Origin of the sequence: Pseudomonas sp. LS-2 (genome assembly GCF_003605735.1) — a bacterium.
In the GTDB taxonomy this organism is placed as follows: Bacteria; Pseudomonadota; Gammaproteobacteria; order Pseudomonadales; family Pseudomonadaceae; genus Aquipseudomonas.
The window spans coordinates 36,197-58,872 of the sequence record NZ_QXTJ01000039.1; the positions used below are offsets into that span (position 1 = coordinate 36,197).

Annotated in this window: 24 protein-coding genes; 11 read left to right on the top strand and 13 right to left on the bottom strand. The window is 58.1% G+C overall.

Annotation, left to right across the window (positions count from 1 at the left end):
- Nucleotides 1-80: 80 nt before the first annotated feature.
- Nucleotides 81-1,625, bottom strand: coding sequence for a murein biosynthesis integral membrane protein MurJ (gene murJ / locus D3M70_RS21500; RefSeq protein WP_120128384.1), 1,545 nt, complete (start codon nt 1,623-1,625; stop codon nt 81-83).
- A 250-nt stretch (nt 1,626-1,875) separates the two neighbouring features.
- Here murJ and rpsT point away from each other — a divergent pair, with 250 nt between their 5' ends.
- Nucleotides 1,876-2,154 (top strand): 30S ribosomal protein S20, encoded by a 279-nt coding sequence (gene rpsT / locus D3M70_RS21510; RefSeq protein WP_007924739.1) that lies wholly within the window; start codon nt 1,876-1,878, stop codon nt 2,152-2,154.
- A 205-nt stretch (nt 2,155-2,359) separates the two neighbouring features.
- Here rpsT and D3M70_RS21515 read toward each other — a convergent pair whose 3' ends face one another.
- From D3M70_RS21515 to rplU, 5 genes are all read right to left on the bottom strand, one after another.
- The gene (locus D3M70_RS21515; RefSeq protein ID WP_120127667.1) at nt 2,360-2,830 is read right to left on the bottom strand and encodes a CreA family protein; all 471 of its coding nucleotides are present in this window, start codon (nt 2,828-2,830) and stop codon (nt 2,360-2,362) included.
- A 26-nt stretch (nt 2,831-2,856) separates the two neighbouring features.
- On the bottom strand, nt 2,857-3,975 hold the full coding sequence (gene proB / locus D3M70_RS21520; RefSeq protein WP_120127668.1) for a glutamate 5-kinase: 1,119 nt from the start codon (nt 3,973-3,975) through the stop codon (nt 2,857-2,859).
- An 84-nt stretch (nt 3,976-4,059) separates the two neighbouring features.
- Complete coding sequence (gene cgtA / locus D3M70_RS21525; protein ID WP_120127669.1) at nt 4,060-5,286, bottom strand: Obg family GTPase CgtA; 1,227 nt, start codon at nt 5,284-5,286, stop codon at nt 4,060-4,062.
- Nucleotides 5,287-5,537: 251 nt separating this feature from the next.
- A complete protein-coding gene (gene rpmA, locus D3M70_RS21530; RefSeq protein WP_081566677.1) occupies nt 5,538-5,807 on the bottom strand; it encodes a 50S ribosomal protein L27 in 270 nt (89 codons plus the stop codon).
- A gap of 35 nt (nt 5,808-5,842) precedes the next feature.
- The gene (rplU, locus tag D3M70_RS21535; protein ID WP_007950961.1) at nt 5,843-6,157 is read right to left on the bottom strand and encodes a 50S ribosomal protein L21; all 315 of its coding nucleotides are present in this window, start codon (nt 6,155-6,157) and stop codon (nt 5,843-5,845) included.
- A 241-nt stretch (nt 6,158-6,398) separates the two neighbouring features.
- On the opposite strand from rplU, the gene D3M70_RS21540 reads away from it, so the two are divergent.
- Both D3M70_RS21540 and D3M70_RS21545 read left to right on the top strand, forming a co-directional pair.
- Nucleotides 6,399-7,367, top strand: coding sequence for a polyprenyl synthetase family protein (locus D3M70_RS21540; RefSeq protein ID WP_120127670.1), 969 nt, complete (start codon nt 6,399-6,401; stop codon nt 7,365-7,367).
- 243 nt (nt 7,368-7,610) lie between these two features.
- Nucleotides 7,611-7,853, top strand: a complete 243-nt coding sequence (locus D3M70_RS21545; RefSeq protein ID WP_120127671.1) for a hypothetical protein — start codon at nt 7,611-7,613, stop codon at nt 7,851-7,853.
- A gap of 91 nt (nt 7,854-7,944) precedes the next feature.
- On the opposite strand, the gene D3M70_RS21550 is transcribed toward D3M70_RS21545, so the two are convergent.
- From D3M70_RS21550 to D3M70_RS21570, 5 genes are all read right to left on the bottom strand, one after another.
- Nucleotides 7,945-8,562, bottom strand: coding sequence for an FKBP-type peptidyl-prolyl cis-trans isomerase (locus tag D3M70_RS21550; RefSeq protein WP_120127672.1), 618 nt, complete (start codon nt 8,560-8,562; stop codon nt 7,945-7,947).
- A gap of 97 nt (nt 8,563-8,659) precedes the next feature.
- Nucleotides 8,660-8,968 carry a DUF6482 family protein gene (locus D3M70_RS21555; protein WP_120127673.1) on the bottom strand — a complete coding sequence of 103 codons (309 nt, stop codon included), beginning with the start codon at nt 8,966-8,968 and terminating at the stop codon, nt 8,660-8,662.
- 219 nt (nt 8,969-9,187) lie between these two features.
- Nucleotides 9,188-9,676 (bottom strand): TIGR00645 family protein, encoded by a 489-nt coding sequence (locus D3M70_RS21560; protein ID WP_037015447.1) that lies wholly within the window; start codon nt 9,674-9,676, stop codon nt 9,188-9,190.
- Between the two features lie 174 nt (nt 9,677-9,850).
- A complete protein-coding gene (locus D3M70_RS21565) occupies nt 9,851-10,183 on the bottom strand; it encodes a hypothetical protein (protein ID WP_120128385.1) in 333 nt (110 codons plus the stop codon).
- Between the two features lie 184 nt (nt 10,184-10,367).
- On the bottom strand, nt 10,368-12,800 hold the full coding sequence (locus D3M70_RS21570) for a Lon protease family protein (RefSeq protein WP_120127674.1): 2,433 nt from the start codon (nt 12,798-12,800) through the stop codon (nt 10,368-10,370).
- A 280-nt stretch (nt 12,801-13,080) separates the two neighbouring features.
- Here D3M70_RS21570 and D3M70_RS21575 point away from each other — a divergent pair, with 280 nt between their 5' ends.
- Both D3M70_RS21575 and D3M70_RS21580 read left to right on the top strand, forming a co-directional pair.
- Nucleotides 13,081-13,569 carry a DUF3015 domain-containing protein gene (locus D3M70_RS21575; RefSeq protein WP_120127675.1) on the top strand — a complete coding sequence of 163 codons (489 nt, stop codon included), beginning with the start codon at nt 13,081-13,083 and terminating at the stop codon, nt 13,567-13,569.
- 75 nt (nt 13,570-13,644) lie between these two features.
- Nucleotides 13,645-15,504, top strand: coding sequence for a DUF4105 domain-containing protein (locus tag D3M70_RS21580; protein WP_120127676.1), 1,860 nt, complete (start codon nt 13,645-13,647; stop codon nt 15,502-15,504).
- A 190-nt stretch (nt 15,505-15,694) separates the two neighbouring features.
- Here D3M70_RS21580 and D3M70_RS21585 read toward each other — a convergent pair whose 3' ends face one another.
- Nucleotides 15,695-15,895, bottom strand: coding sequence for a heavy-metal-associated domain-containing protein (locus D3M70_RS21585; protein ID WP_120127677.1), 201 nt, complete (start codon nt 15,893-15,895; stop codon nt 15,695-15,697).
- Nucleotides 15,896-16,049: 154 nt separating this feature from the next.
- Between D3M70_RS21585 and D3M70_RS21590 the strand changes: the two genes are divergently transcribed.
- From D3M70_RS21590 to D3M70_RS21615, 6 genes are all read left to right on the top strand, one after another.
- Nucleotides 16,050-16,430 carry a hypothetical protein gene (locus D3M70_RS21590; RefSeq protein ID WP_120127678.1) on the top strand — a complete coding sequence of 127 codons (381 nt, stop codon included), beginning with the start codon at nt 16,050-16,052 and terminating at the stop codon, nt 16,428-16,430.
- A 364-nt stretch (nt 16,431-16,794) separates the two neighbouring features.
- Nucleotides 16,795-17,010 carry a DUF6124 family protein gene (locus D3M70_RS21595; RefSeq protein ID WP_120127679.1) on the top strand — a complete coding sequence of 72 codons (216 nt, stop codon included), beginning with the start codon at nt 16,795-16,797 and terminating at the stop codon, nt 17,008-17,010.
- Between the two features lie 243 nt (nt 17,011-17,253).
- The gene (locus D3M70_RS21600) at nt 17,254-19,464 is read left to right on the top strand and encodes a cation-translocating P-type ATPase (protein ID WP_120127680.1); all 2,211 of its coding nucleotides are present in this window, start codon (nt 17,254-17,256) and stop codon (nt 19,462-19,464) included.
- Complete coding sequence (cueR, locus tag D3M70_RS21605) at nt 19,461-19,868, top strand: Cu(I)-responsive transcriptional regulator (RefSeq protein ID WP_120127681.1); 408 nt, start codon at nt 19,461-19,463, stop codon at nt 19,866-19,868. The genes D3M70_RS21600 and cueR overlap by 4 nt, the downstream gene beginning before the upstream one ends.
- 138 nt (nt 19,869-20,006) lie before the next feature.
- Nucleotides 20,007-20,861: an Ig-like domain-containing protein gene (locus D3M70_RS21610; protein WP_120127682.1), complete on the top strand. Its 855-nt coding sequence runs from the start codon at nt 20,007-20,009 to the stop codon at nt 20,859-20,861.
- 89 nt (nt 20,862-20,950) lie between these two features.
- Nucleotides 20,951-21,409, top strand: coding sequence for a DUF2599 domain-containing protein (locus tag D3M70_RS21615; protein WP_120127683.1), 459 nt, complete (start codon nt 20,951-20,953; stop codon nt 21,407-21,409).
- A gap of 74 nt (nt 21,410-21,483) precedes the next feature.
- Here the strand turns inward: D3M70_RS21615 and D3M70_RS21620 are convergent, their stop codons facing one another.
- A complete protein-coding gene (locus D3M70_RS21620) occupies nt 21,484-22,377 on the bottom strand; it encodes a PA4780 family RIO1-like protein kinase (RefSeq protein ID WP_120127684.1) in 894 nt (297 codons plus the stop codon).
- Nucleotides 22,378-22,676: the final 299 nt, after the last annotated feature.

Genomic DNA, 22,676 nt, shown 5'->3' on the forward strand with positions numbered 1-22,676 from the left:
CACACCGCCGTCAACGACAGGCGACACATCCAGGCAAAACACAACAATCGGCGTTAACCGGCAAAAACCGACGATTGATCCTACATGATCGCCTTGCGGGCAAAATCTTTCAGACGAAAGCCCAGCAACAGCAACATCCCGAAATACGCCACCACGCCAGCCGCCACCAGAGCGCCCAGACGGATGAAACGTTCGAGCATCTGGCCATCGGACCAGGAAGGCATGACGTGCATTAGCCCCAGCAGTACGGCGGACATCACCGACACGGCAATCGCCAGCTTGATCAGGAAAACCGGCCAGCCCGGCTGCGGCTGAAACAGATCCTGTTTGCGCAACTGCCAGTACAACAGCATCGCATTGATGCACGCCCCCATGCTGATCGCCAGCGCGAGACCCGCGTGCGCCAGGTGGACGACATAAACGAATAGCACGTTGAACAATTGAGTGACTATGAGGGTGAAGATCGCGATTTTCACCGGGGTGCGGATATTTTGTTGCGCATAAAAGCCAGGCGCCAGCACCTTGATCACGATGATGCCCAGCAGACCCACCGCATAGCCGATCAGCGCACGCTGAGTCATGGCGGCATCGTGATCATCAAATTTGCCGTACTGAAATAGCGAAACGGTCAGCGGCTCGGCCAGCAGCCCAAGCGCCAGCGTACAGGGCAGCACCAGCACGAAACACAGACGCAGACCCCAGTCGAGAATCCGCGAATACTCGTGGCGATCCCGGCTGGCGTAGGTTTTCGACAGGATCGGCAGCAGGATCGTCCCCAGCGCCACACCCAATACACCCGACGGCAACTCCATCAGGCGGTCGGCGTAATACATCCACGACACCGAGCCGGCCACAAGGAAGGAGGCAAAAATGGTGTTGATGATCAGCGAAATCTGACTGACCGAGACACCGAGCATCGCCGGCAACATCTGCTTCACGACCCGCCAGACACCGGTATCGCGCAGATTGAGGCGCGGCAGGACCAGCATGCCGATCTTTTTCAGGTGTGGCAGTTGATAGAGCAACTGCAACAACCCGCCCGCCAGCACAGCCCAGCCCAGCGCCATGACAGGCGGATGGAAGTACGGCGTGAGAAACAGTGCGAAGAAGATCATCGCCAGATTGAGCAGTGTCGGCACGAACGCCGGCACGGAGAAACGGTTCCAGGTATTGAGGATCGCGCCGGCCAGCGATGACAGAGAGATCAGCAATATATAAGGAAAGGTCACTCGCAGCAGATCAGACGTGAGCTGGAATTTTTCCGGCGTGTCGGCAAAGCCCGGCGCCGTGGCCCATATCACCCAGGGGGCGAAGATGATGCCGAGCACAGTGACCAACGCCAGGGCGAGCGTCAGCAGGCCGGTGACATAAGCGACAAAGGTGCGGGTCGCCTCTTCGCCCTGCTGGCTTTTATATTCAGCAAGAATCGGCACGAAGGCCTGAGAAAAGGCGCCTTCAGCGAAAATCCTGCGCAGCAGATTGGGCAGCTTGAACGCGATGAAGAATGCGTCCGTTGCCATTCCCGCGCCGAAAGCGCGGGCAATGATGGTGTCGCGGATAAAACCCAGAACCCGCGAAAGCATTGTGATAGAGCTGACGGCGGCAAGCGATTTGAGTAGATTCATCTAAAGGTTGTGCGCCCGACCAAAGGAAGCGCCAAAGCGCGTTCCATTTATGCGATACTCCGCGCCGCAAAACAGCACTGAGCCAAAACCCGCGAGTTTACAGGTCGCACGCCGGAAAGAAATATCCACGGCACCACACGGCGACCACTCAGCGGAACGCATCAACTGCCCTTGACAAGCATCAAACTCATCGGCATGATTCGCGGCCTATTTTGTTAGCTATTTCCCAAGTCTTTCGAGGAGCTCGACGGTGGCCAACTCACCTTCCGCCAAAAAACGTGCAAAACAGGCTGAGAAGCGTCGCAGCCACAACGCCAGCCTGCGTTCCATGGTTCGTACCTACATCAAGAATGTAGTTAAAGCCATCGACGCAAAAGACGCTGAAAAAGCGCAAGCTGCTTATGTTCTGGCTGTTCCTGTTATCGACCGTATGGCCGATAAAGGCATCATCCACAAGAACAAAGCTGCTCGCCATAAAGGCCGCCTGAATGGCCACATCAAGGCTCTGAACCTTGCTGCTGCTGCCTAAGCGTCCCGCTTGTTAAAAAACCGACCCCAGGGTCGGTTTTTTATTGCCTGCGATTAGGCCACTGCACATAACGCTGCACCCATCCGGCTTACCGGCGGCAGCCATCTTTCAGGCGCCACCGCCGGCAAGCCGGACGGCTACAGAAACATCACCATTAGCCACCCTCGCCCCACACGCAGCAGTGGAACGATCACACCAACACCCACTACGGCGCAGGCGCTGGCGCCCACGGCAAGATCGGAATCGCCGTCACCGCATTTTGCGGACTGCCTTCGATCAAACGATCGCTATAGACCAGATACACCAGCGTGTTGCGCTTCTTGTCCAGAAAGCGCACCACCTGCATGGTCTTGAACACCAGCGAGGTACGCTCCTTGAACACCTCGTCACCATCCTTGAGCTGCTCTTTGAAATGGATCGGCCCAACCTGACGACACGCGATGGATGCCTCGGCGCGATCCTCTGCCAGACCCAGACCACCTTTCACGCCGCCCGTCTTGGCACGAGAGAGATAACAGGTCACACCATCGACCTTGGGATCGTCGAAGGCCTCGACCACGATCCGATCGTTCGGCCCGACAAACTTGAACACCGTCGACACTTGGCCGATCTCTTCAGCCCCCGCCAGCACAGGCAACATCAACAGCGCGCCCACTATCCCCTTCACGAGTCTCATACCACTTCCTTCAATAAAGAACCGACTCAAACCAGAATCAGGTTGTCTCGATGAACCAGCTCAGGCTCGGCCATGTAGCCCAACTCTCTGACGATGGCATCGGACGGCTGACCAATGATCTTTTGCGCCTCGAGCGCACTGTAGTTGCTCAGACCGCGGGCGACTTCACGACCATCAGCAGCAACGCACACCACCATTTCGCCACGGCGGAAACTGCCCTGGACCAGCTTCACACCAACCGGGAGCAGGCTCTTGTTACTCTCAGTCAGCGCCTTGACCGCACCGTCATCCAGCACCAGCGTGCCACGCGTCTGCAGATGCCCTGCCAGCCACTGCTTACGAGCAGCCAGCATGCCGCGCTCAGGTGACAACAATGTCCCCAACCGCTCACCCGCCTTCAGACGCGCCAGCACGCGCTCGATACGGCCACCTACGATCACCGTATGAGCGCCAGAGCGCGCAGCCAGCCGCGCAGCACGCAACTTGGTCTGCATGCCGCCACGCCCCAGCGCGCCACCAGTACCGCCCGCCACTGCATCGAGCGCCGGATCGTCGGCACGCGCTTCGTAGATCAATTGAGCTTCAGGGTTATTGCGCGGATCGGCATCGAACATGCCGTCGCGATCGGTCAGGATGACCAGCAGATCAGCCTCGACCAGGTTAGCAACCAGTGCCGCAAGCGTGTCGTTATCACCGAAACGGATTTCATCGGTCACAACGGTGTCGTTTTCATTGATGACCGGTACCACACCCAGCTCGACCAGCGTGCGAAGGGTGCTGCGGGCATTCAGGTAGCGCTTGCGGTCAGACAGATCGTCATGGGTCAGCAGAATCTGCGCCGTGTGCCGATCATGCTCAGCAAAACTGGACTCCCAGGCCTGCACCAAGCCCATCTGACCAATCGCCGCCGCCGCTTGTAGCTCATGCATGGCACTCGGTCGCGCAGCCCAGCCCAGGCGACTCATCCCGGCAGCCACTGCGCCGGACGAAACCAGAACCAGTTCGACGCCCGCTTCATGCAGCGCCACCATCTGCTCGACCCAAACACCCATTGCGTTGCGATCAAGACCCTTGCCGTCCGCCGTAAGCAGCGCACTTCCGATCTTCACAACCCAACGCTGGGCACCTGTCACCTTGCTCCGCATGATCTTTCAACCTTAAGCCAGAGGTACAAATTCAAGATACTAAAACGCCGCTAATTTAGCGGCGTTGTAGTTTACTTCAGTGGATCACTCACGGACGTAAATGATTTCCGGACCATCTTCATCGTCCTCGTCATCTTCATCCCAATCGTCTTCATCACCCAGATTGTGGACGCTCTTCACACCACTGCGACGCAGGGCACGCTGATCATCCAGCGCCTGCAACTGCGCGCGCGCCTCATCTTCGATGCGCTGATCCAGCTCGGCCAGCTCCTCGGCGTAAGCCGGGTCATTGGCCAGGCGATCGGCACGATCTTCCAGATAACGCATGATGTCGTGACTGAGACGATCAGTGCCTTCTTTGGCAATGGCCGAGATTACGTACACAGGACCGGTCCAACCCAGGCGATCAATGATCTCCTGCTTGCGCTCTTCATGCTCTTCTTCGAGGATCTGGTCGCACTTGTTCAGCACCAGCCAGCGATCACGATCAGCCAGCGCCGGGCTGAACTTCATCAGCTCGTTGACGATGACTTCAGCGGCATCCGGCGCACTGCTTTCGTCCAGCGGAGCCATGTCGACGAGGTGCAGCAGCAGACGCGTACGGGCCAAGTGCTTGAGGAAACGGATACCCAGACCAGCGCCGTCGGAAGCCCCTTCGATCAGACCCGGAATGTCGGCGATGACGAAGCTTTTCCAACGGTCGACACTGACCACACCCAGATTCGGCACCAGGGTAGTGAACGGATAATCCGCGACTTTCGGCTTGGCAGCCGAAACCGAACGAATGAAGGTGCTCTTGCCAGCATTTGGCAAGCCCAGCAGACCGACGTCCGCCAGCACTTTCAATTCAAGCTTCAGGTCACGCTGCTCGCCCGGCTTGCCCGGCGTGGTCTGACGCGGCGCACGGTTGGTACTGGACTTGAAACGAGTGTTCCCCAGACCGTGCCAGCCGCCATGAGCAACCAGCAGACGCTGACCGGCTTTGGTCAGGTCACCGATGATCTCCTGGGTACTGGCGTCGATGACGGTAGTACCGACCGGGACGCGCAGCACCAAATCCTCACCTTTACGCCCGGTGCAATCGGTGCTGCCACCATTGGAACCACGCTCAGCGTCGAAGTGACGGGTATAGCGGTAATCAACCAAGGTGTTGAGGTTTTCGTCGGCGATCATATAGATCGAGCCGCCGTCACCGCCATCACCACCGTTAGGACCACCGTTTTCGATGAATTTTTCGCGACGGAAGCTCATGCAACCGTTACCGCCGTCACCGGCCTTCACCCGAATGGATACTTCATCAACAAATTTCATAACGCACGCCTCCCGTCACAAAGACGAGCAAACAACATAAATTCATAAGGCTCTTGCAAAGATGAGCGTTGCGATACCGATCAAAAACCAGCGACTTCACACCACAACGGCCCACACAAACAGCTTTGCAAGAGACTCACCAAACCAGACCTTTTACAAACGAAAAAGCCCTGTCGACGACAGGGCTTTTCAGCTCAGGCAATGCGCAGGCCGCTGCTTTCGCTACGCCCTCACACCACCTGAACGCAAGATCACGCCGCGACTGCTTTCGGCACGATGCTTACATAACGACGACCGAAGGCGCCTTTAACTTCAAACTTGATCACGCCTTCGACTTTAGCGAACAGGGTGTGATCCTTGCCCATACCAACGCCGTAACCAGCGTGGAATTGGGTGCCGCGCTGACGCACGATGATGTTGCCCGGAACGATAACCTGGCCGCCATACATCTTCACGCCAAGGCGTTTGGCTTCTGAATCGCGACCGTTACGGGTACTACCACCAGCTTTTTTGTGTGCCATGAGTTCAATTCTCCTAGTGAGGAATTAGGCTGAAATTAAGCCTGAATACCGGTGATTTTGATCTCGGTGTACCACTGGCGGTGGCCCATACGCTTCATGTGGTGCTTACGGCGACGGAACTTGATGATGCGGACTTTATCGTGACGACCTTGGGAGATCACTTCAGCCACAACGGTAGCGCCGGCAACAACTGGAGCGCCGATGTTCACGTCGTCGCCATTGGCGACCAACAGAACGCGATCAAAAGTAACGGATTCGCCAGTGGCGACTTCCAGCTTTTCGATCTTCAGGTATTCACCTGGGGCGACCTTGTATTGCTTGCCGCCAGTAACGATTACTGCATAAGACATGGTATTTCTCCGAAAATCCTGCTCACCCAGCTCTTTATAGGAAGAGGTATTGGCTGGCATGGCTGCATGAGGCTGGAAAGGCTCCCATGCAATTGCGTAAGGCAGGTGCTGCCCAGGAAAGTTAGGGTGCGCGATTGTACGCAAGCCGTGATCGCCTTGCAAGCGGCCTTACGTCACGCCTTGACAGGGTGGGGCCTGCAACCTAGCATGCCGCGCAACCCTTCTGGAGCACGTCTCGCTGATGCAACCCCAAGCCTTCTACACCGCTGTGGCGGACGACTTTACAGCCGTCGACCACATTATCAAGAAGCAGCTGACATCGCGCGTGCCGCTGGTCTCGAAAATCGGCGACTACATTACCTCCGCTGGCGGTAAGCGCCTGCGTCCATTGCTGGTGCTTCTGTGCGGCAAGGCACTGGGCAGCGGCGGTGATGACCTGCGGCTACTGGCGGCAACCATCGAATTCCTGCACACCGCCACCCTGCTGCATGACGACGTCGTCGACATGTCCGGCATGCGTCGGGGCCGTTCGACCGCAAACGCCATGTGGGGCAATGCGCCAAGCGTCCTGGTCGGCGACTTCCTCTATTCGCGTTCCTTCGAAATGATGGTCGAGTTGGGCTCCATGCCGGTCATGCAGATTTTGTCCAAAGCGACCCGTGTGATTGCCGAGGGTGAAGTCCTGCAGCTGTCGAAAGTTCGCGACGCCAGCACGACCGAAGAAACCTACATGGAAGTGATTCGCGGCAAGACAGCGATGCTGTTCGAGGCCTCGACCCACAGCGCGGCGGCGCTGGCCAAGGCGAGCCCTGAGCAAAGCGAGGCGTTGCGCACCTTCGGCGATCATCTGGGCATCGCATTCCAGTTGGTAGACGATCTGCTCGACTACCGCGGCGACGCGGAGACCATGGGCAAGAACATCGGTGACGACCTTGCCGAAGGCAAACCCACCCTGCCGTTGATCTACACCATGCGTGAAGGTACGGCCGATCAAGCTGCTCTGGTGCGTCAGGCGATTCAGAAAGGCGGCCTGGAAAACCTGGAAAGTATCCGCGAGGCCGTGGAAAAATCCGGCTCGCTGGATTACACCGCCCAACTGGCCCGCGACTATGCGGCCCGTGCCATTGCCTGCCTCGATGCACTGCCAGCCAGTGAGTATCGTGATGCATTGATCGAGCTGAGCGAATTCGCAGTGGCCCGCACGCACTGATCGACTCCTGGCTCAAGCAGCAGCCCGTCCATGTGACGGGCTTTTTTATTCGCAACTCCGCGTAGCAGTCCAGCTTGCCGGCGGTGGCGTGTCGGTGAACGCAACCGCCGGCAAGCCGGACTGCTACGGGGGTCAATGCCGGCCAGACTTCTACGTCACGCAAAATGCGAATTAATCTCAAATAGATCCTTGCTATTCCTCAGATAAGAATTATTCTCATTGAAACTTTCAAGGAGCATGAACATGACTTATCTGATCGACGCCTGGCTGGATCGGCCACACCCTTATCTGCGGATTCTGCATCGCGAAACCGGCGAGGTATGTGCCGTGCTGGAAGAAGATGCGCTGGACGAGTTGCGGGATCAAGGCGATCTGGACGTGCACAGCCTGAGCTCATGCGAGCCGGGAATTCAGAAGGAGATGGTGCGCAGTCTGTTTCTGTTCTGCTATGCGCGAGCATTGCGCCCGGCGTGTGAACTGCACTGATGATCGGCAGAGAACCGACATTGCCGAGTGAACCTCGAGAGTCCACTCGGCAACAATCTGCTTGAAGCTTGTCGCTTACAGCTGGCGCAAATTACAGAACGTCCAGCAGCTCGACGTCGAACACCAGAACGCTGTGCGGTGGGATGCTGCCAACGCCTTGCGCGCCGTAGGCCAGTTCGCTAGGAACGTGTAGACGCCATTTGCTGCCGGCTTTCATCAGTTGCAGCGCTTCGGTCCAGCCTGCAATCACGCCGCCGACCGGGAATTCAGCCGGTTCGCCACGATCGTAGGAGCTGTCGAATACAGTGCCGTCGATCAGCATGCCGTGGTAGTGAGTGCGAACGTTGCTTTCGCGGGTTGGCTGAGCGCCTTCGCCAGCGGTGATCACTTCGAACTGCAGACCCGACTCCAGCGTAGTCACGCCTTCACGTTTGGCGTTCTCGGCCAGGTATTCCTTGCCAGCGCCAGCGGCGGCTTCAGCCTTGGCAGCCGCTTCGGCCTGCATGATTTCACGAATCACTTTGAAGCTCGCCGCCATTTCTTCCTGGCTGACACGGCTTGGCTGGCCGCCGAACGCGTCGGTCAGACCGGCCAGGATCGCGTCCAGATTGACGCCCGGTGGCGGGTTGTCGCGCAGTTGGTCGCCCAACTGACGGCCAATGCCGTAGCTGACGCGGGTTTCGTCGGTGGACAGATTGACTTCGGACATGACACTGCTCCGCTTGTAAGGACGCCCGCAGGCGCCCTGAACTAAAAGGCCGAGCAGCCTAGCACATCTGGTCACGCCCCCCTAGGCGGGCGATCTCTCAGCCCCAGGCGGAGCGAATCGACATCGGCACCCGGACGGTCTGCTCCTCGCTTTCATGCAGACCGCACATTTCGTCGTGCACCACGGCGTGCACCAGGTTGAAGGGCATGGGGGTAACCGAATGCAGCACATCCCGCGCGTGTTCGACCGAGCGCAAATGCAGAGTCTTTCCCTGAGCGTCGTTGAGTGGATGGGCTGCGCCATGCATGCGCGCTTCGAGCAGGTAAATCCCGCCTTCCATTGATATCAGATTGAGCTCGTCAATCCGACCGGCATGGGCGTGGGTGGTGAGTTCCTGGAGATTCATGAGCAGGTTCCGGACTTCAGTGAGCGAAACACAAGTCTCGTCCACTCTGGCCGGAGTACAAGGTGCGGGCGGTGCCGTTGGTCTATTCGGCCTCGCCCCGACCCATCAACACTGTAGGAGCGCGCTTGCCCGCGATTGCGATGTATCAGCTACCAATGGTCATCAGGCCAGAGGGCTATCGCAGGCAAGCGCGCTCCTACAGTCAAAAAACTCGGAAAATCAATGCTTGGTCAGCTTATCCAGATAACCCATCGCAAACGCCGAGACCACGAAGGTCATGTGAATGATCACGTACCACATCAGGTATTGAGGCTCGATATTCTTGGCGTCCATGAACACCCGCAGCAGGTGAATGGAGGAAATCGCAACGATGGACGCGGCGACTTTCATCTTCAAGGAAGACGAGTCCATCTTGCCCAGCCAGTTGAGCTTTTCCTTGTCCTCGTCGATGTCCAGTTGCGAGACGAAGTTTTCATAGCCGGAGATCATCACCATGACCAGCAAGCCACCGACCAGCGCCATGTCGATCAACGACAGCAGCACGAGAATGAGATCGGACTCAGCGAGCGAAAACACATTGGGAATGACGTGAAAGATTTCCTGAAAGAACTTCAGCGCCAGCGCAAGCAGCCCCAGAGACAGGCCAAAGTAGATCGGCGCCAGTAACCAGCGCGACGCGTACATGGCATTTTCGATAAAACGTTCCATTGAAGCTCACAGTTGATTGAAAGCTCGCGAGTATAGGGCGAAGGCCGTGCAGCACAACCCATAACGACAAGGCTTGAAACAATTATTTCCAGGAGGAAGACACTCAACGAACACCACGCAACAACCCTGGTATCAGGAAAACAGACGCGGTTTTCGTCGAGGTATTAGAGCAAGTCAGTTGGCCGGGGAAGTTCGCTGACCATAAGACGCGTCGCCATTGATCCTTCGCAGCTCACCTTGCAGATGAACACTCCAGATCGGTATTTCCTCGGCGGTCTGATAACCGTGGAGCGCAAGGCTCTCGGCAATAGCGTCCAGCACCGATTCGGCAGCCACCGGACCATGGAAAGGTCCTTGAGCCTTGAGCGCAGAGGGTTGTTCTCCGGACATCCCGGCGGCGAACAGCAAAGTCCACATACCGTTATCCCCGGACAGCGGGCGAATCACACATTCGATACGGGTCACCAGACCCAGGCATTGGCGAGTAAGACAGAGGCTGCGCGGCATGGCGAGCTCCTCATTGATTGCAGTATTCATTCCCTCGAACAGCTCCGGAAATGCGTCAGTCCATTTGACAACTGCTGCATGGCGACAATATCGAAGAAATACCCCACAAGAAAAGAGTGAAAACAAAAAGGGCGCCGAATGGTCATTTGGCCATCAGACGCCCCATTTAGTTGACGTCAAACAGTCAACTTTTCAGTTCCGGCTGTAATTGTGGCGCCTCTTTTTCGAGCTCTTTGAGGTCCTCTTCGCTGAGCATTTCAGCGATGTCGCGCAGACGATCAACCACCCGGCCATTGACCGAGTTTTCCGGGAACTGCCCGTCCTCATCGGCTTCGCCCACAGGCTCACCCACCAGCAAGCTCAGCGCCTCGTCCACCTGACGCACGGCGTATACGTGGAACTGCCCGGCGCGCACGGCCTGCAGCACACGTTCGTCGAGCATCAGCGTGGCAACGTTGGCTTGCGGGATGATCGCGCCTTGATCGCCTGTCAGACCTCGCGCTTCGCAGAGTCGGAAGAAGCCTTCGATCTTCTCGTTGACCCCGCCCACCGCCTGCACTTCACCGAACTGGTTGATGGAGCCCGTGATCGCGAAGCACTGCTTGAGCGGTGTTTTCGAGAGCGCCGAAATGAGGGTGCAGACTTCGCCCAGCGACGCGCTGTCACCATCGACGTAACCGTAGGATTGTTCCAGTGCAATGCTCGCGGAAATCGCCAGCGGGAACTCCTGGGCATAACGGCTACCGAGATAACCGGTGAGGATCATCACGCCCTTGGAGTGGATCGGCTGACCGAGGTTGACCTCACGCTCGATGTCGACGATGCCGCTGCCGCCCGGATACACCGTGGCGGAAATCCGCGCCGGCACACCGAAGGCTGAGTCGCCGACTTCCAGCACGGTCAATCCGTTGCACTTGCCGACCGCCGCGCCTGCGGTGTCGATCAGAATGATGCCCGCCAACATGTCGTCCAGGATCCGCGCCGACACCCGTCCGGTGCGCGTGGCCTTGGCCTTGAGCGCACGTTCGATATGGCCGGCGTCGGTGCGTTCGTCATTGGCCAGGCTGCGAATGAAATCCGCCTCGCTGACCAACTGGAACAGATCACCGATACGCGCCGACAAGCGCCCCTGATGCTCGGCCAGCCGTGCGCTATAGGTGGCCAGACGTGCCACCGCATCGGCGGTCAGCGGCGCCATGCCCTCCTCCGACGTTCGGGTTTTGAGCAACTGTGCAAACTGCTCCAGGCTCTCGTCGACCATCGGGATGTCTTCGTCGAAATCCACCAGCACCCGGAACATCTCCTGGAAGTCCGGATCCAGGTCTTGCAGCGTGTAGTACAGCGAACGCGCACCGATGATGATGACCTTGACCTGCAACGGGATGGTCTGCGGTGTCAGGGTCACGGTGGCGATGCGGCCCAGCTCGCCCAACGGCGACTCCATTTTCAGCTTGCGCGACTGCAGCGAACGCTTGAGGGCATCCCACACGAACGGCTCGCTGAGCATTTTCTCGGCTTCGAGAATCAGAAAACCGCCGTTGGCACGGTGAAACGCCCCCGGGCGCAACTGGCGATAGGTGGTGTAGAGCGCTCCCTGATCGGTGCTGTATTCGATGCGGCCGAACAGGTTGTCGTAAGTCGGATGCGGCTCGAAAACCACCGGTGCACCGCCGCTGGCCGAATGACCGACCACAAGGCTGGGGCAGTATTGTTCTTCCAGCAGCTTGCGTGCTTGCGCGTCGGTCTTGCTGTCGTCGACCAGTTGCTCGACCACGGTTTTCAGCAGATTGACCTGCACCGCCTGCAAGTAAGCGCAGACCGCCGCGTTTTCGGCGTATTGCTCCGACAACGGCGCCAGCAGCGGTTGCAGGGCCAGAATGATGGTCTCTTCATTCAACTGGCGCATCTGGTTATTGGACTCGCGCTTCCACTGCGGCAGGCTGGCGAGCTCTTCGTTCAGGCGCTCCTCCAGGGCCGAAATATCGCTGTGGAACCGCTCACGCTCGGCGTCTGGCAACTGCGAGAACTCAGCCTCGTCCAGTGCCTTGCCTTCCAGCATCGGGGTGAACGCAATGTTGGTGCTATCGCGATAAAGCGCCACATCCTTCTCAAGCGCCAGGCGCTCGATCACATCCAGCGCCTTGTCATAACGCTGGTTAAAAGCGCGGTCGATGGCGCTTTTCTTTTGCTGGTAGGAGGGGTGCTCGAACACTGCCGGAAAAGTCGACAGCAAGTTGTCGATAAGTCCGTTTATGTCTGCGATGAACGAACTCGCGCGACCCGGTGGCAATTCAAGGGCGCGCGGTTCGCGAGGATCATCGAAGTTGTTGACGTAGACCCAGTCGCATGGGGTCTGCATGCGCTTGCCTTCGGCCTTGAGGTAGCGCTTGACGAAGGAGAAGCGACCGGTGCCGGGTTCTCCCATGACGAACACATTGTAACCGGGGCGCGGCATGGCGACCCCGAACTGTAGAGCCTCGACTGCTCGTTCCTGGCCGAGCACGCCGCGAAAGGGTTCCAGATCGTTGGTTGTCGTGAAGCTGAACTGTTCAGCGGAAAAGGGACGGGTAAGCGCCTCAGGCGCAAGTCGCAAGCTGGCAGCAACAGGATCGGGCATCGGACATCCTTACATCAGGCGGGGCAGATGGGGGCATTCTGGCGCTCGCCGCACCAGACTGGCAAGGCAAGAACCATCGGAATATTTTTTTGCCTGTTGAACATTCCTACGGGCTTTTACGAGCCAACCTGCATACAACAAACCGTAATAAATCACGGAACGTTCAGATCGTGCCTAAACTCCAAGCTGCGCGGTCAGTAACAAATTAAGAATGCTGGCCCTCCCTGGCGCGCTACCGGCCAGGAACCGACCCTTGGTTGAAACAACAGAGACTAAAGCTATGAAACGGATTCTTCTTGGTACTCTCTTCGCCGCTGTGTCCATCAACGCCATGGCGCAAGCCCCGGGCGGCCCGGACTGCGGCTGGGGCAACATGCTGTTCGAAGGCCAGCGCGGCACTCCCGCCCACTTCCTGGCATCCACCACCAACGGCACCTCCGGTAACGCCACGTTCGGCATGACCTCAGGCACCAACGGCTGCTCCACCAACAGTGCATTGACCTATGGCGGCAAGTCCTGGTTTGCCATGAATGGCATGATGGACGAGCTTTCCAAAGACATGGCCATGGGCCAAGGCGAAGCACTGACGACCTACGCGGTCGTGCTGGGCGTTGCACCGGAAGACCGTGCGCATTTCGCCGCAGTCACCCACGAGCACTACCAACAGATCTTCACCAAGGCAGACGCCACCGCTGAAGACGTTCACACCAACACCCTCGACGTACTGAAAAACGATCCGACTCTGGCCAAATACGCAACCCAAGCTTAAAGTCGAACCAACCTGCCCTCTGCATCGAGGGCAGGACTTCACTGTTCCTGACGACCCCTGACTAGTTGCCACTCTATGCTCAAACGCCTTGCCTGGCTGGCGCTCTGTGTCTGCGCCCCGCTGTATGCCGCGCCTCACGTCAAAGATGATCGTTTGCAGCAACTGGCCAATTCCCGATTCTGGATTGCCATCGGCCACTATGAAGCTGGCAAGCTCGGTGGTTGGCGCAGCTATGTCGATGACCCGAAATTCTTCCTCGCGGTCGATGGTGCCCACGACCCCAAGGCCGAGCTGGCAGCGACCCTCGAAGCCATCTACCGGCCCGTGGCCCAAGGCAAGGAAGACGCCCACCCGCAATGCGTCTATCCCTCGCGCACGCGATTTCTGCGGGACGAACTGAAACTGACCGATCTGCCCGCCGTGGACTGCAAAGAGTTCAACAAGTGGTTTTCTGACGTGGCGCCGGACAGCACGGTGATGATTTTCCCGGCCGCGTACCTGAACAGCCCCTCTTCAATGTTCGGCCACACCTTGCTGCGCATCGATCAGGCGGACGTACAGAAGAACAACACTGCGCTTCTCAGTTACGCGATCAACTTCGGCGCTTATATCGAAGGCTCGGACAACAGCATTCTGTATGCCTGGAAAGGCTTGATGGGCGGCTACCCAGGGCTGTTCGCGCTGGTGCCGTATCAGGAAAAGCTCTCCGAATACCGTAGTCTCGAGAACCGAGACCTGTGGGAGTACCGCCTCAATCTGACGCCTGAAGAAACCCAGCGCATGGTCGAGCATGTGTGGGAACTCAAACAGATTCGCTTCGGCTATTTCTTCTTCGACGAAAACTGCTCTTATCGGTTGCTGGAGCTGTTGCAGGTCGCGCGTCCGAGCCTGAACCTGACGCCGCAGTTTCGTCTGACCGCGATTCCGACCGACACCGTGCGTGCTGTTAAAGACGCGGGGCTGGTGGAGAAGATCGACTACCGGCCGTCCAAGGAGCGCGAGTTGCTCAGCCGCGCAGAACCGCTCAACCACGACGAGAAGCAATGGGTATTGAAGGTCAGTGCCGATCAGCAACAGATGCAAAGCCCTGACTATCTGGCACTGCCAAAGGATCGTCGGGCATTGATTCAGGACGCGTCGTATCGCCTGGAGCGTTATCGCGCCAATGGCCAGGAGCGTGATGCTGCGCGCTCGCAGCGCAGTTACGATTTGCTGCGGGCAATCAGCACCAATCCGCCGCCTGCTTTGGAAATAGAACGTCCGGGCTTGCCGGAAGACGGCCACGAATCGCGCACCTGGCAACTGGGCGCGGGCACGCGGGATGACAAGGCATTCGCCGAATACGGCCTGCGCATGGCGTATCACGATCTGAACGACAACGCGTACGGCTTCCCGCTAGGGGCGCAGATCGAAATTCTTCAATTGAAGCTTCGTCAGTACGAGGACAGCCATTGGCAGGTGCAGCGGCTGGACCTGGCGACCATTCGCTCGCTGACGCCGCGCAACGAGCTGTTGCAGCCGTGGTCATGGCAAGTGGCGGGGGGCCTTGAGCGCGTGCTGGGCAAGCATGGTGACGAAAACCTGGTCAGCCATGTGAACGGCGGCGCGGGAGGAACATGGAAACTGGGCGACGATGTGCTGGGCTTTGCGTTGGGTACCGTGCGCGTCGAGCACAACAATGACTTCGATGCGTTTGCTTCACCGGCTGCCGGTTTCGATACCGGGATTCTCTGGCGCAATCCGCTGGGCAACTTGAGCCTGGAAACAACGGGTGATTACTTCACCAACGGCGAAGTGCGGCGCAAGATCAGTCTGAATCAGCAGTGGGAATTGTCACGTAATCTGGGGCTGCGGCTCAGTGCTCAGCGAGAGTTCAGCCAGTTGAGCTCGCCCGTCAACGAAGTGATGCTTGAGTTGAAGTGGTATCACTATTGAGTTTTCAGATCTGCTTTTTTTGATTCTGCCCGGAGGGCGTGGGAGCTAGCTTGCCAGCGATCTGCCAGGAACTGGCAGCAAAACCTGTCACCGCGATGTGCCTGACATGACGATGTGTCTGATTTCACTGCCGCTGCGCGTCAGATCGCTGGCAAGCCTGGCTCCCACGCCCTCCGGGCAGAAGCCTGTGTCATCCAGCTACATCAGCGCTGTAACCTTCCTCCACAATGAGCCCGATGATGTGCTCCGCCGCCAACTGGCTCTGCACCCTGACCTCACCTTTGCTCAGATCGACCTGCACTTCGGCCGCCGGATCTTCGCCTTTGATCGCGTCGGTAACGGCGCGGACGCAGTGTCCGCAGGTCATGCCTTGAACGTTGAATACCTGCATGAGATGACTCCTCGCTTGGGTGGAAATCGTTGAATGCGTGCATCTTTGACCTTCCCACCGTGGCAAGGTCAAGTTTCTCGAGAATCTGCCGGGCTGGTATTCCTTGAGTCTCTGCGCCAAAGTGTTTCATCGACGAACATCAGGAGAATCGGCAATGCGCTGGTCAGCCTTTCGCATCGCAGGTTTTATCGGCCTGTTGGCTTCCGCATCCTGGGCTCAGGCCGACCAGGACTACGGCGTACTCATCATTTCCCGCGAGCGGCTGGAAGTCGCGACATCCTGCGAGATCGGCATCTATATGCAGGATCAGTTGGTCGGGCGACTGTTCCAGGAGGAATCTCGCTCCTTCAATCTGCCAGCGGGCGACCTGTCCGTACGACTGCGCGTGTTGCCGGGTCAGATGCCGGGCTGCTCGCCAGGTATCGAAGCGCAGAACAATACGCGACTGCACATCAATGCCGGCGACGTGCTCAAGTACCGGATTGCGTCGGGACCCAATGGCATGTATCTGAAGAAGGCCGATCTTAATTACTGATTGGCAGTGGTGCCTCCATCGTGATTGCAATGGGGGCCATTTCCTGCAACAAATCTCCCCCTTTGTAGCCCCTTTCTTACAGCCTTCTCTCTTTATTGCGAGAGACATTTCCTAGAAACTCCAACCCGCTTGTGCCTCGTGACGTGTCTCTCTAGGCTGCGTCGGTCGCTGCATATCAGCGACCGGGTTTAGCAGCCTGAATCAATCTCAAGGCACGCAAAACCGCTATATGGCGGCTTTGCGCGGGGCACGTTCGCGTGCGCTGGGTTTGCCTTGGTGACCAGTCTGCTAACCCGTGTCAAAGCCGTCACCCACCGTTGTTTAGCAGCGACTTTTGGTGACCTTACTCATCAAGGTAAGCAGAATGCTCAAAATCACCCCCGACCCACCCGCCCCAACCCTCGAAGAATCCTTGGCCCACCTTTCCGATCTGCTGCGCTGCGCCAAAGCCACCGCTTACGAGAGCGCCGATTGCCTGAGCGGCAGCAAACGCGACCTGGCGTTTTCCGTCGTGCATCTGATCGACATGGCCAAGGCCGTGGTCGACCGCTCGCTGGACCACCTCGACATCCGATCATGAACCCTGAATCACCCTTTCTGTAGCAGCCCGGCTTGCCGGCGGCGGCGCCCTCGAATCCTGAACCCTGAATCAATCCTTCTGTAGCAGTCCGGCTTGCCGGCGGTGGCGCCCTTGAATCCGCCACCGATGGCAAGCCGGACTGCGACAGATCGCGGAAACCGTTAATCACGAAAATCGAGACTTGACCTTACCAACGTGGCAAGGTTGATCCTTGCTGGCAATCGCCTTCAAGGAGTGCCCGGAATGCCCAGTCCCGATACGTTCGACCTGCCAATTACCGGCATGACCTGCGCCAGTTGCGCGGGTCGTGTCGAGCGCGCCTTGCGCAAAGTCCCTGGCGTGAAGAACGCCACGGTCAACCTCGCCAACGAACGCGCGCACGTCGAAGTGCTCGAGCAGATCGACCCCGCAAACCTGATCGCCGCAGTGGACAAAGCAGGTTATGGCGCCAGCCTTGAGCAGGATCACGCCGTACAGGAAGCCGACCAGAAGAAGCGCCACGACAACGAGCGCTGGCATCTGATTCTGGCCATTGCTCTGGCCCTGCCGCTGATCCTGCCGATGCTGCTTCAACCCTTGGGCGTGCACTGGATGCTGCCAGCCTGGGTGCAGTTTCTGTTGGCAACACCGGTGCAATTTTTACTCGGAGCACGCTTCTATGTGGCCGCCTGGAAAGCGGTGCGCGCAGGCGCCGGCAACATGGATCTGCTTGTCGCGCTGGGCACCAGCGCCGGTTACGGCCTGAGCCTCTATCAATGGCTGATCGCAATGCCTGGCAGCATGCCTCATCTGTATTTCGAAGCCTCGGCGGTGGTCATCGCGCTGGTGCTGCTCGGCAAATACCTGGAGAGCAGCGCCAAGCGCCAGACCGCCGGCGCAATCCGGGCACTCGAGGCGCTGCGTCCGGAGCGAGCGATTCAGGTCATCGATGGCCAGGAACGTGACGTGGCGATCAGCGCGCTGAAGGTCGGCGATCAGGTGTTGGTCAAACCCGGAGAACGTTTTCCGGTGGACGGCGAAGTCATCGATGGCCAGAGCCACGCCGACGAAGCCCTGATCAGTGGCGAGAGCCTGCCAATCCCCAAACAGCCCGGCGACAAGGTCACCGGTGGGGCGATCAACGGCGAAGGTCGCCTGCTTATTCGCACTCAGGCCTTGGGCGCCGAGACGGTGCTGGCGCGCATCATCCGCCTGGTCGAAGACGCGCAATCGGCCAAGGCGCCGATCCAGAAGCTTGTGGATAAAGTCAGTCAGGTGTTCGTGCCCGTTGTGTTGCTGATTGCTGTTGTCACGCTGATCGGCTGGTTACTCACGGGCGCTTCGCTGGAGGCTGCATTGATCAACGCGGTGGCGGTTCTGGTCATCGCCTGCCCTTGCGCATTGGGCCTGGCCACGCCAACCGCGATCATGGCCGGGACCGGGGTGGCCGCTCGCCACGGGATTCTGATCAAGGACGCCGAAGCACTGGAACGTGCCCACGAAGTCACCACAGTTGTGTTCGACAAAACAGGAACGCTGACCTCGGGATCGCCACGCATCGCTCACATGACCGCTATAGATGGCGATGAGGGCTCGTTGTTGCAACTGGCCGGCGCATTGCAGCGCGGCAGTGAACACCCACTCGCCAAAGCCGTGCTTGATGCGTGCGACGAACGCGGCCTCAAACTCGAAGACGTCAGCAACAGTCGTTCGCTCGCCGGGCGCGGCATTGCCGGCACGTTGAATGCACGGGAACTGGCACTGGGCAATAAACGCCTGCTCGAAGAAAGCGACCTGGACATGGGCGCGCTCGCCGAAACCGCGCAGCAGTGGGAGGCCGAGGGTCGCACGTTGTCCTGGCTGATCGAGCTCAAACCCCAGCGCCGGGTGCTGGGGCTCGTTGCCTTTGGGGACACGCTCAAGGCCGGCGCTGCACAGGCCATCAATGAGTTGAAAGGACGCAACATCAGCAGTCATCTGCTAACGGGTGACAATCGCGGCAGCGCCAGAGTCGTGGCCGAGGCGTTGGGCATCACCGATGTTCACGCTGAAGTTCTGCCCGCTGACAAGGCCGCCATTGTGATCCAGCTCAAGAAATCCGGCGTAGTCGCCATGGTCGGCGACGGCATCAACGACGCCCCTGCCCTTGCGGCGGCTGACATCGGCATTGCCATGGGCGGCGGCACCGACGTCGCCATGCACGCTTCGGGCATCACCCTGATGCGCGGCGATCCTCGGCTGATTCCTGCTGCCCTGGACATCAGCCGCAGGACCTACGCAAAGATCCGCCAGAACCTGTTCTGGGCTTTCGTCTACAACCTGATCGGTATCCCGCTGGCGGCGTTCGGCCTGCTCAATCCGGTCCTGGCAGGCGCCGCGATGGCCCTGTCCAGTGTCAGCGTGGTGAGCAATGCGCTGCTGCTCAAAACCTGGCAGCCGGCTGAGCAAAAGCATGATGGAGGAGACGCGCAATGAACATTGGCCAAGCCGCAAAAAGCAGTGGACTGAGCGCCAAGATGATTCGCTACTACGAATCCATCGGCCTGCTTCACCCTGCAACGCGCACCGACAGCGGCTATCGCCTCTACAGCGCCAACGACCTGCACACCCTGGCCTTCATCAAACGCTCCCGCGATCTGGGTTTTTCACTGGAGGAAGTCGGCAAGCTGCTGACCTTGTGGCAGGACCGAGCGCGCGCCAGTGCGGATGTAAAGGCACTGGCGCACAAGCATATCGTCGAGCTGAATCAGAAGATCGAAGAGCTCGCGGGGTTGAGGGATACGCTGCAGGATCTGGTCGAGCATTGCCAGGGCAATGATCGACCGGACTGCCCGATATTAAAGGATCTGGAGTCTGGCGGGTGTTGCACTTCCGGTTAATGATAAATCCACAGGTGTTAACGCACTTCGCGATAATCCCTATCGCAAATGGGTATGAGCGCCTGCAGACATAAACAGCGCGATGATCTATATCTTAACTTCCAGGAATTAAAACACTCTTCAAGAAGGAACTTGAACATGGCTCGCCACAACGTTCGACGTATTGAATCCGTGCAGCTCCGGGACAACGGCACTCCAATTGGCAGCGTGACGAGCCTACCTGACGGTTCATGGAGTTATACGTCCACCGGACTTTCCCCCGGCCAACATGTGTTCACTGCACACGTGGGGAATACCGTTTCCAACCAATGGACCGTGAATGTGCAGGACGATCAGATGAACCTCGTCAGGCCGAACTTCAAAAATGCGACGGCGGCAGGTGGCAATAGACAAGAGATTAACTACTACGCCCATGAGGGTGACGGCTTTGTGCAAATCCCTGACTACCATGCCCAGGTGGGCGATACCGTACGTGTTTCTTGGGCAGGTCGCAGAATCACAATTAACTCTGAAACCCAGACCGTGGTCAATCCCGCCGTTGGTTTGGAGTTCAAGATCTCCATGTATGAACTGATCGATTGCATTGGCGTTAACGCAACCATCACTTACACCGTTGGCCGAGGGGGTCAGGTTTATACCTCGGACAGCCTGATTCTGTCTGTCTCCGGACACGTGGGCGCCATTGAAGCGCCCACTATAAACTCCCCGACCAACAATAACATTCGCGTGCAATTCAGGGAGGGGTACTACACCGCACAAGTTCGTTTTATCGGAATCAATACCGTCGAAAGTGCCATCCGCGAATTTCATGGCGATTATATAAACTTCACCATCGACACGGCGTGGGCCGATCAAAACAGAGGCCTTCCTGTACTGTTTAACTACAGCCTTAAACGCTTTGATGACAGCAAGATTTACTACTCTCAGGTTCTAAGAGTCAACAATCTAAGATCAGCGCCTGCCGATGCTGGCATCGCACAGGTCGACCCATAAACGCTCGACGCTCTCTACACCTTCATCGTCAGCGGCTACAGACTGATCAAACAGTTATTCAAACGCTGACCCACGAAAGGGTACTTCTCATGAAAACATGGACGTTAGCGACGGCTGGACTGCTGCTTACCGTAAATGCAGCTGCAGCAGCCCCCCCAGCCTCTGTAAAGCCCTTGAGCCAGCGCCTCAAACCCGCCATTACGCAGAGCTGTCCCGAGTATATTCAGAGCGTCACCTGGGTTTACCGATACAGCAGCGACTACCCGTTCAACGAGTGGATGTTGTCCCTCGTCCCCACTAATTGCGGCCGCTATATCGACGCCAGCGAAACAGCGTACATGTTCTACGAAATCGTTAAAAAAGCCGGACAGAGCAAATACTGGACAAACAACCGCGGCATGATCAACCAACTGACGTGTCATCTCTTTGCGGCACGGGAGAAACCCGAGTGGAATCTGGAGCCGTGGAGACCGTACGTGGGTTACAGCAAGACCCTCGCTGCCGGTTGCAATCCCGTTGAACCAGACCCGGACCCTGCTTATCACTGACAGTGAAAAGCAGGTTCGACAAGGCGAGAAATAAGCGCTGAGAAAATACTCTTCAGCGCTTTTTCCTGTTTCTGTCACTGCATCCAGGGCGGAGGCGGTTCTTCGGTCTTGTTCGGCGGCGCATCGTCTGCAACCTTCGCCGCCTGACGCCGAGCTTCGTCGCGCTGAGCGGCCTCGATCTCTCGCAGCACGCTGTTCACGTCGGCGACGTCATCCGGTTCGGCGAACTCACCGGTCAAGACCGTGGCAGGCGACAGCGTGCCAGCCTCGTAGTACGCCCACATTTCTTTCGCGAAACGCGTCTTTTTGAGCTCCGGGGCGAAGCGACCGAAATAGGACGCCATGTTGCCAACGTCTCGCTCCAGCATGCTGAAGGCGTGGTTATTGCCGGCCGCATCCACTGCCTGGGGCAAGTCGATGATCACGGGCCCGTCGGGGGACAGCAGTACGTTGAACTCGGAAAGGTCACCGTGCACCAGACCGGTACACAACATCAGCACAATCTGCTGAATCAGGAACGCGTGGAATTCGCGGGCCTGATCGGGCTCCAGCGTCACATCGTTCAGGCGCGGCGCCGCGTCGCCATAGCCGTCAGTGACCATTTCCATGAGCAACACGCCTTCGAGAAAGTCGAACGGCTTGGGGACTCTCACGCCGGCATTGGCAAGCCGAAACAGCGCAGCCACTTCGGCGTTCTGCCACGCGTCTTCTGTTTCCTTGCGGCCGAACTTCGAACCCTTGGCCATCGCGCGAGCCTGACGGCTGTTCCGCACCTTGCGGCCTTCCTGGTACTCCGCAGCCTGACGGAAACTACGTTTATTCGCCTCCTTGTAAACCTTCGCGCACCGCAGCTCTTTGCCACAGCGCACCACATAAACAGCTGCCTCTTTGCCACTCATCAGTGGGCGCAGCACCTCGTCTACCAGACCGTCTTCGATCAGGGGTTCAATGCGTTTTGGAGTCTTCATCAGCTTTTATTGTGGGTCCTTCGTTGCCAAACACGCGATCGTTGCTCGTTATACGGCAATCCTCTGCCAACGAGTAGGGGCATTTGGACTGCAGTCATGGATTCAATTGCAGACCATATGTTCCCTGAATTGATCCAAGCACCTTTCATGCCGGGGCGCAGCATAGACCAAACCTTTAACTCCAGGGCGGGTTGGCTGTGAGTGGATATAACGACGAATGGCGGCGCGCGGTCGAAGAAGGCTGAGCGCAAAGGCGAGAAAGGGGTCTGTCGGGACCCCTTTCATTGAGATAAATCGTT

What these genes read in the sequence shown, in the direction of transcription:
- murJ (WP_120128384.1), bottom strand. Translation starts at nt 1,625, where the DNA reads ATGAATCTACTCAAATCGCTTGCCGCCGTCAGCTCTATCACAATGCTT.
- D3M70_RS21515 (WP_120127667.1), bottom strand. Translation starts at nt 2,830, where the DNA reads ATGAGACTCGTGAAGGGGATAGTGGGCGCGCTGTTGATGTTGCCTGTG.
- proB (WP_120127668.1), bottom strand. Translation starts at nt 3,975, where the DNA reads ATGCGGAGCAAGGTGACAGGTGCCCAGCGTTGGGTTGTGAAGATCGGA.
- cgtA (WP_120127669.1), bottom strand. Translation starts at nt 5,286, where the DNA reads ATGAAATTTGTTGATGAAGTATCCATTCGGGTGAAGGCCGGTGACGGC.
- rpmA (WP_081566677.1), bottom strand. Translation starts at nt 5,807, where the DNA reads ATGGCACACAAAAAAGCTGGTGGTAGTACCCGTAACGGTCGCGATTCA.
- rplU (WP_007950961.1), bottom strand. Translation starts at nt 6,157, where the DNA reads ATGTCTTATGCAGTAATCGTTACTGGCGGCAAGCAATACAAGGTCGCC.
- D3M70_RS21540 (WP_120127670.1), top strand. Translation starts at nt 6,399, where the DNA reads ATGCAACCCCAAGCCTTCTACACCGCTGTGGCGGACGACTTTACAGCC.
- D3M70_RS21545 (WP_120127671.1), top strand. Translation starts at nt 7,611, where the DNA reads ATGACTTATCTGATCGACGCCTGGCTGGATCGGCCACACCCTTATCTG.
- D3M70_RS21550 (WP_120127672.1), bottom strand. Translation starts at nt 8,562, where the DNA reads ATGTCCGAAGTCAATCTGTCCACCGACGAAACCCGCGTCAGCTACGGC.
- D3M70_RS21555 (WP_120127673.1), bottom strand. Translation starts at nt 8,968, where the DNA reads ATGAATCTCCAGGAACTCACCACCCACGCCCATGCCGGTCGGATTGAC.
- D3M70_RS21560 (WP_037015447.1), bottom strand. Translation starts at nt 9,676, where the DNA reads ATGGAACGTTTTATCGAAAATGCCATGTACGCGTCGCGCTGGTTACTG.
- D3M70_RS21565 (WP_120128385.1), bottom strand. Translation starts at nt 10,183, where the DNA reads ATGCCGCGCAGCCTCTGTCTTACTCGCCAATGCCTGGGTCTGGTGACC.
- D3M70_RS21570 (WP_120127674.1), bottom strand. Translation starts at nt 12,800, where the DNA reads ATGCCCGATCCTGTTGCTGCCAGCTTGCGACTTGCGCCTGAGGCGCTT.
- D3M70_RS21575 (WP_120127675.1), top strand. Translation starts at nt 13,081, where the DNA reads ATGAAACGGATTCTTCTTGGTACTCTCTTCGCCGCTGTGTCCATCAAC.
- D3M70_RS21580 (WP_120127676.1), top strand. Translation starts at nt 13,645, where the DNA reads ATGCTCAAACGCCTTGCCTGGCTGGCGCTCTGTGTCTGCGCCCCGCTG.
- D3M70_RS21585 (WP_120127677.1), bottom strand. Translation starts at nt 15,895, where the DNA reads ATGCAGGTATTCAACGTTCAAGGCATGACCTGCGGACACTGCGTCCGC.
- D3M70_RS21590 (WP_120127678.1), top strand. Translation starts at nt 16,050, where the DNA reads ATGCGCTGGTCAGCCTTTCGCATCGCAGGTTTTATCGGCCTGTTGGCT.
- D3M70_RS21595 (WP_120127679.1), top strand. Translation starts at nt 16,795, where the DNA reads ATGCTCAAAATCACCCCCGACCCACCCGCCCCAACCCTCGAAGAATCC.
- D3M70_RS21600 (WP_120127680.1), top strand. Translation starts at nt 17,254, where the DNA reads ATGCCCAGTCCCGATACGTTCGACCTGCCAATTACCGGCATGACCTGC.
- cueR (WP_120127681.1), top strand. Translation starts at nt 19,461, where the DNA reads ATGAACATTGGCCAAGCCGCAAAAAGCAGTGGACTGAGCGCCAAGATG.
- D3M70_RS21610 (WP_120127682.1), top strand. Translation starts at nt 20,007, where the DNA reads ATGGCTCGCCACAACGTTCGACGTATTGAATCCGTGCAGCTCCGGGAC.
- D3M70_RS21615 (WP_120127683.1), top strand. Translation starts at nt 20,951, where the DNA reads ATGAAAACATGGACGTTAGCGACGGCTGGACTGCTGCTTACCGTAAAT.
- D3M70_RS21620 (WP_120127684.1), bottom strand. Translation starts at nt 22,377, where the DNA reads ATGAAGACTCCAAAACGCATTGAACCCCTGATCGAAGACGGTCTGGTA.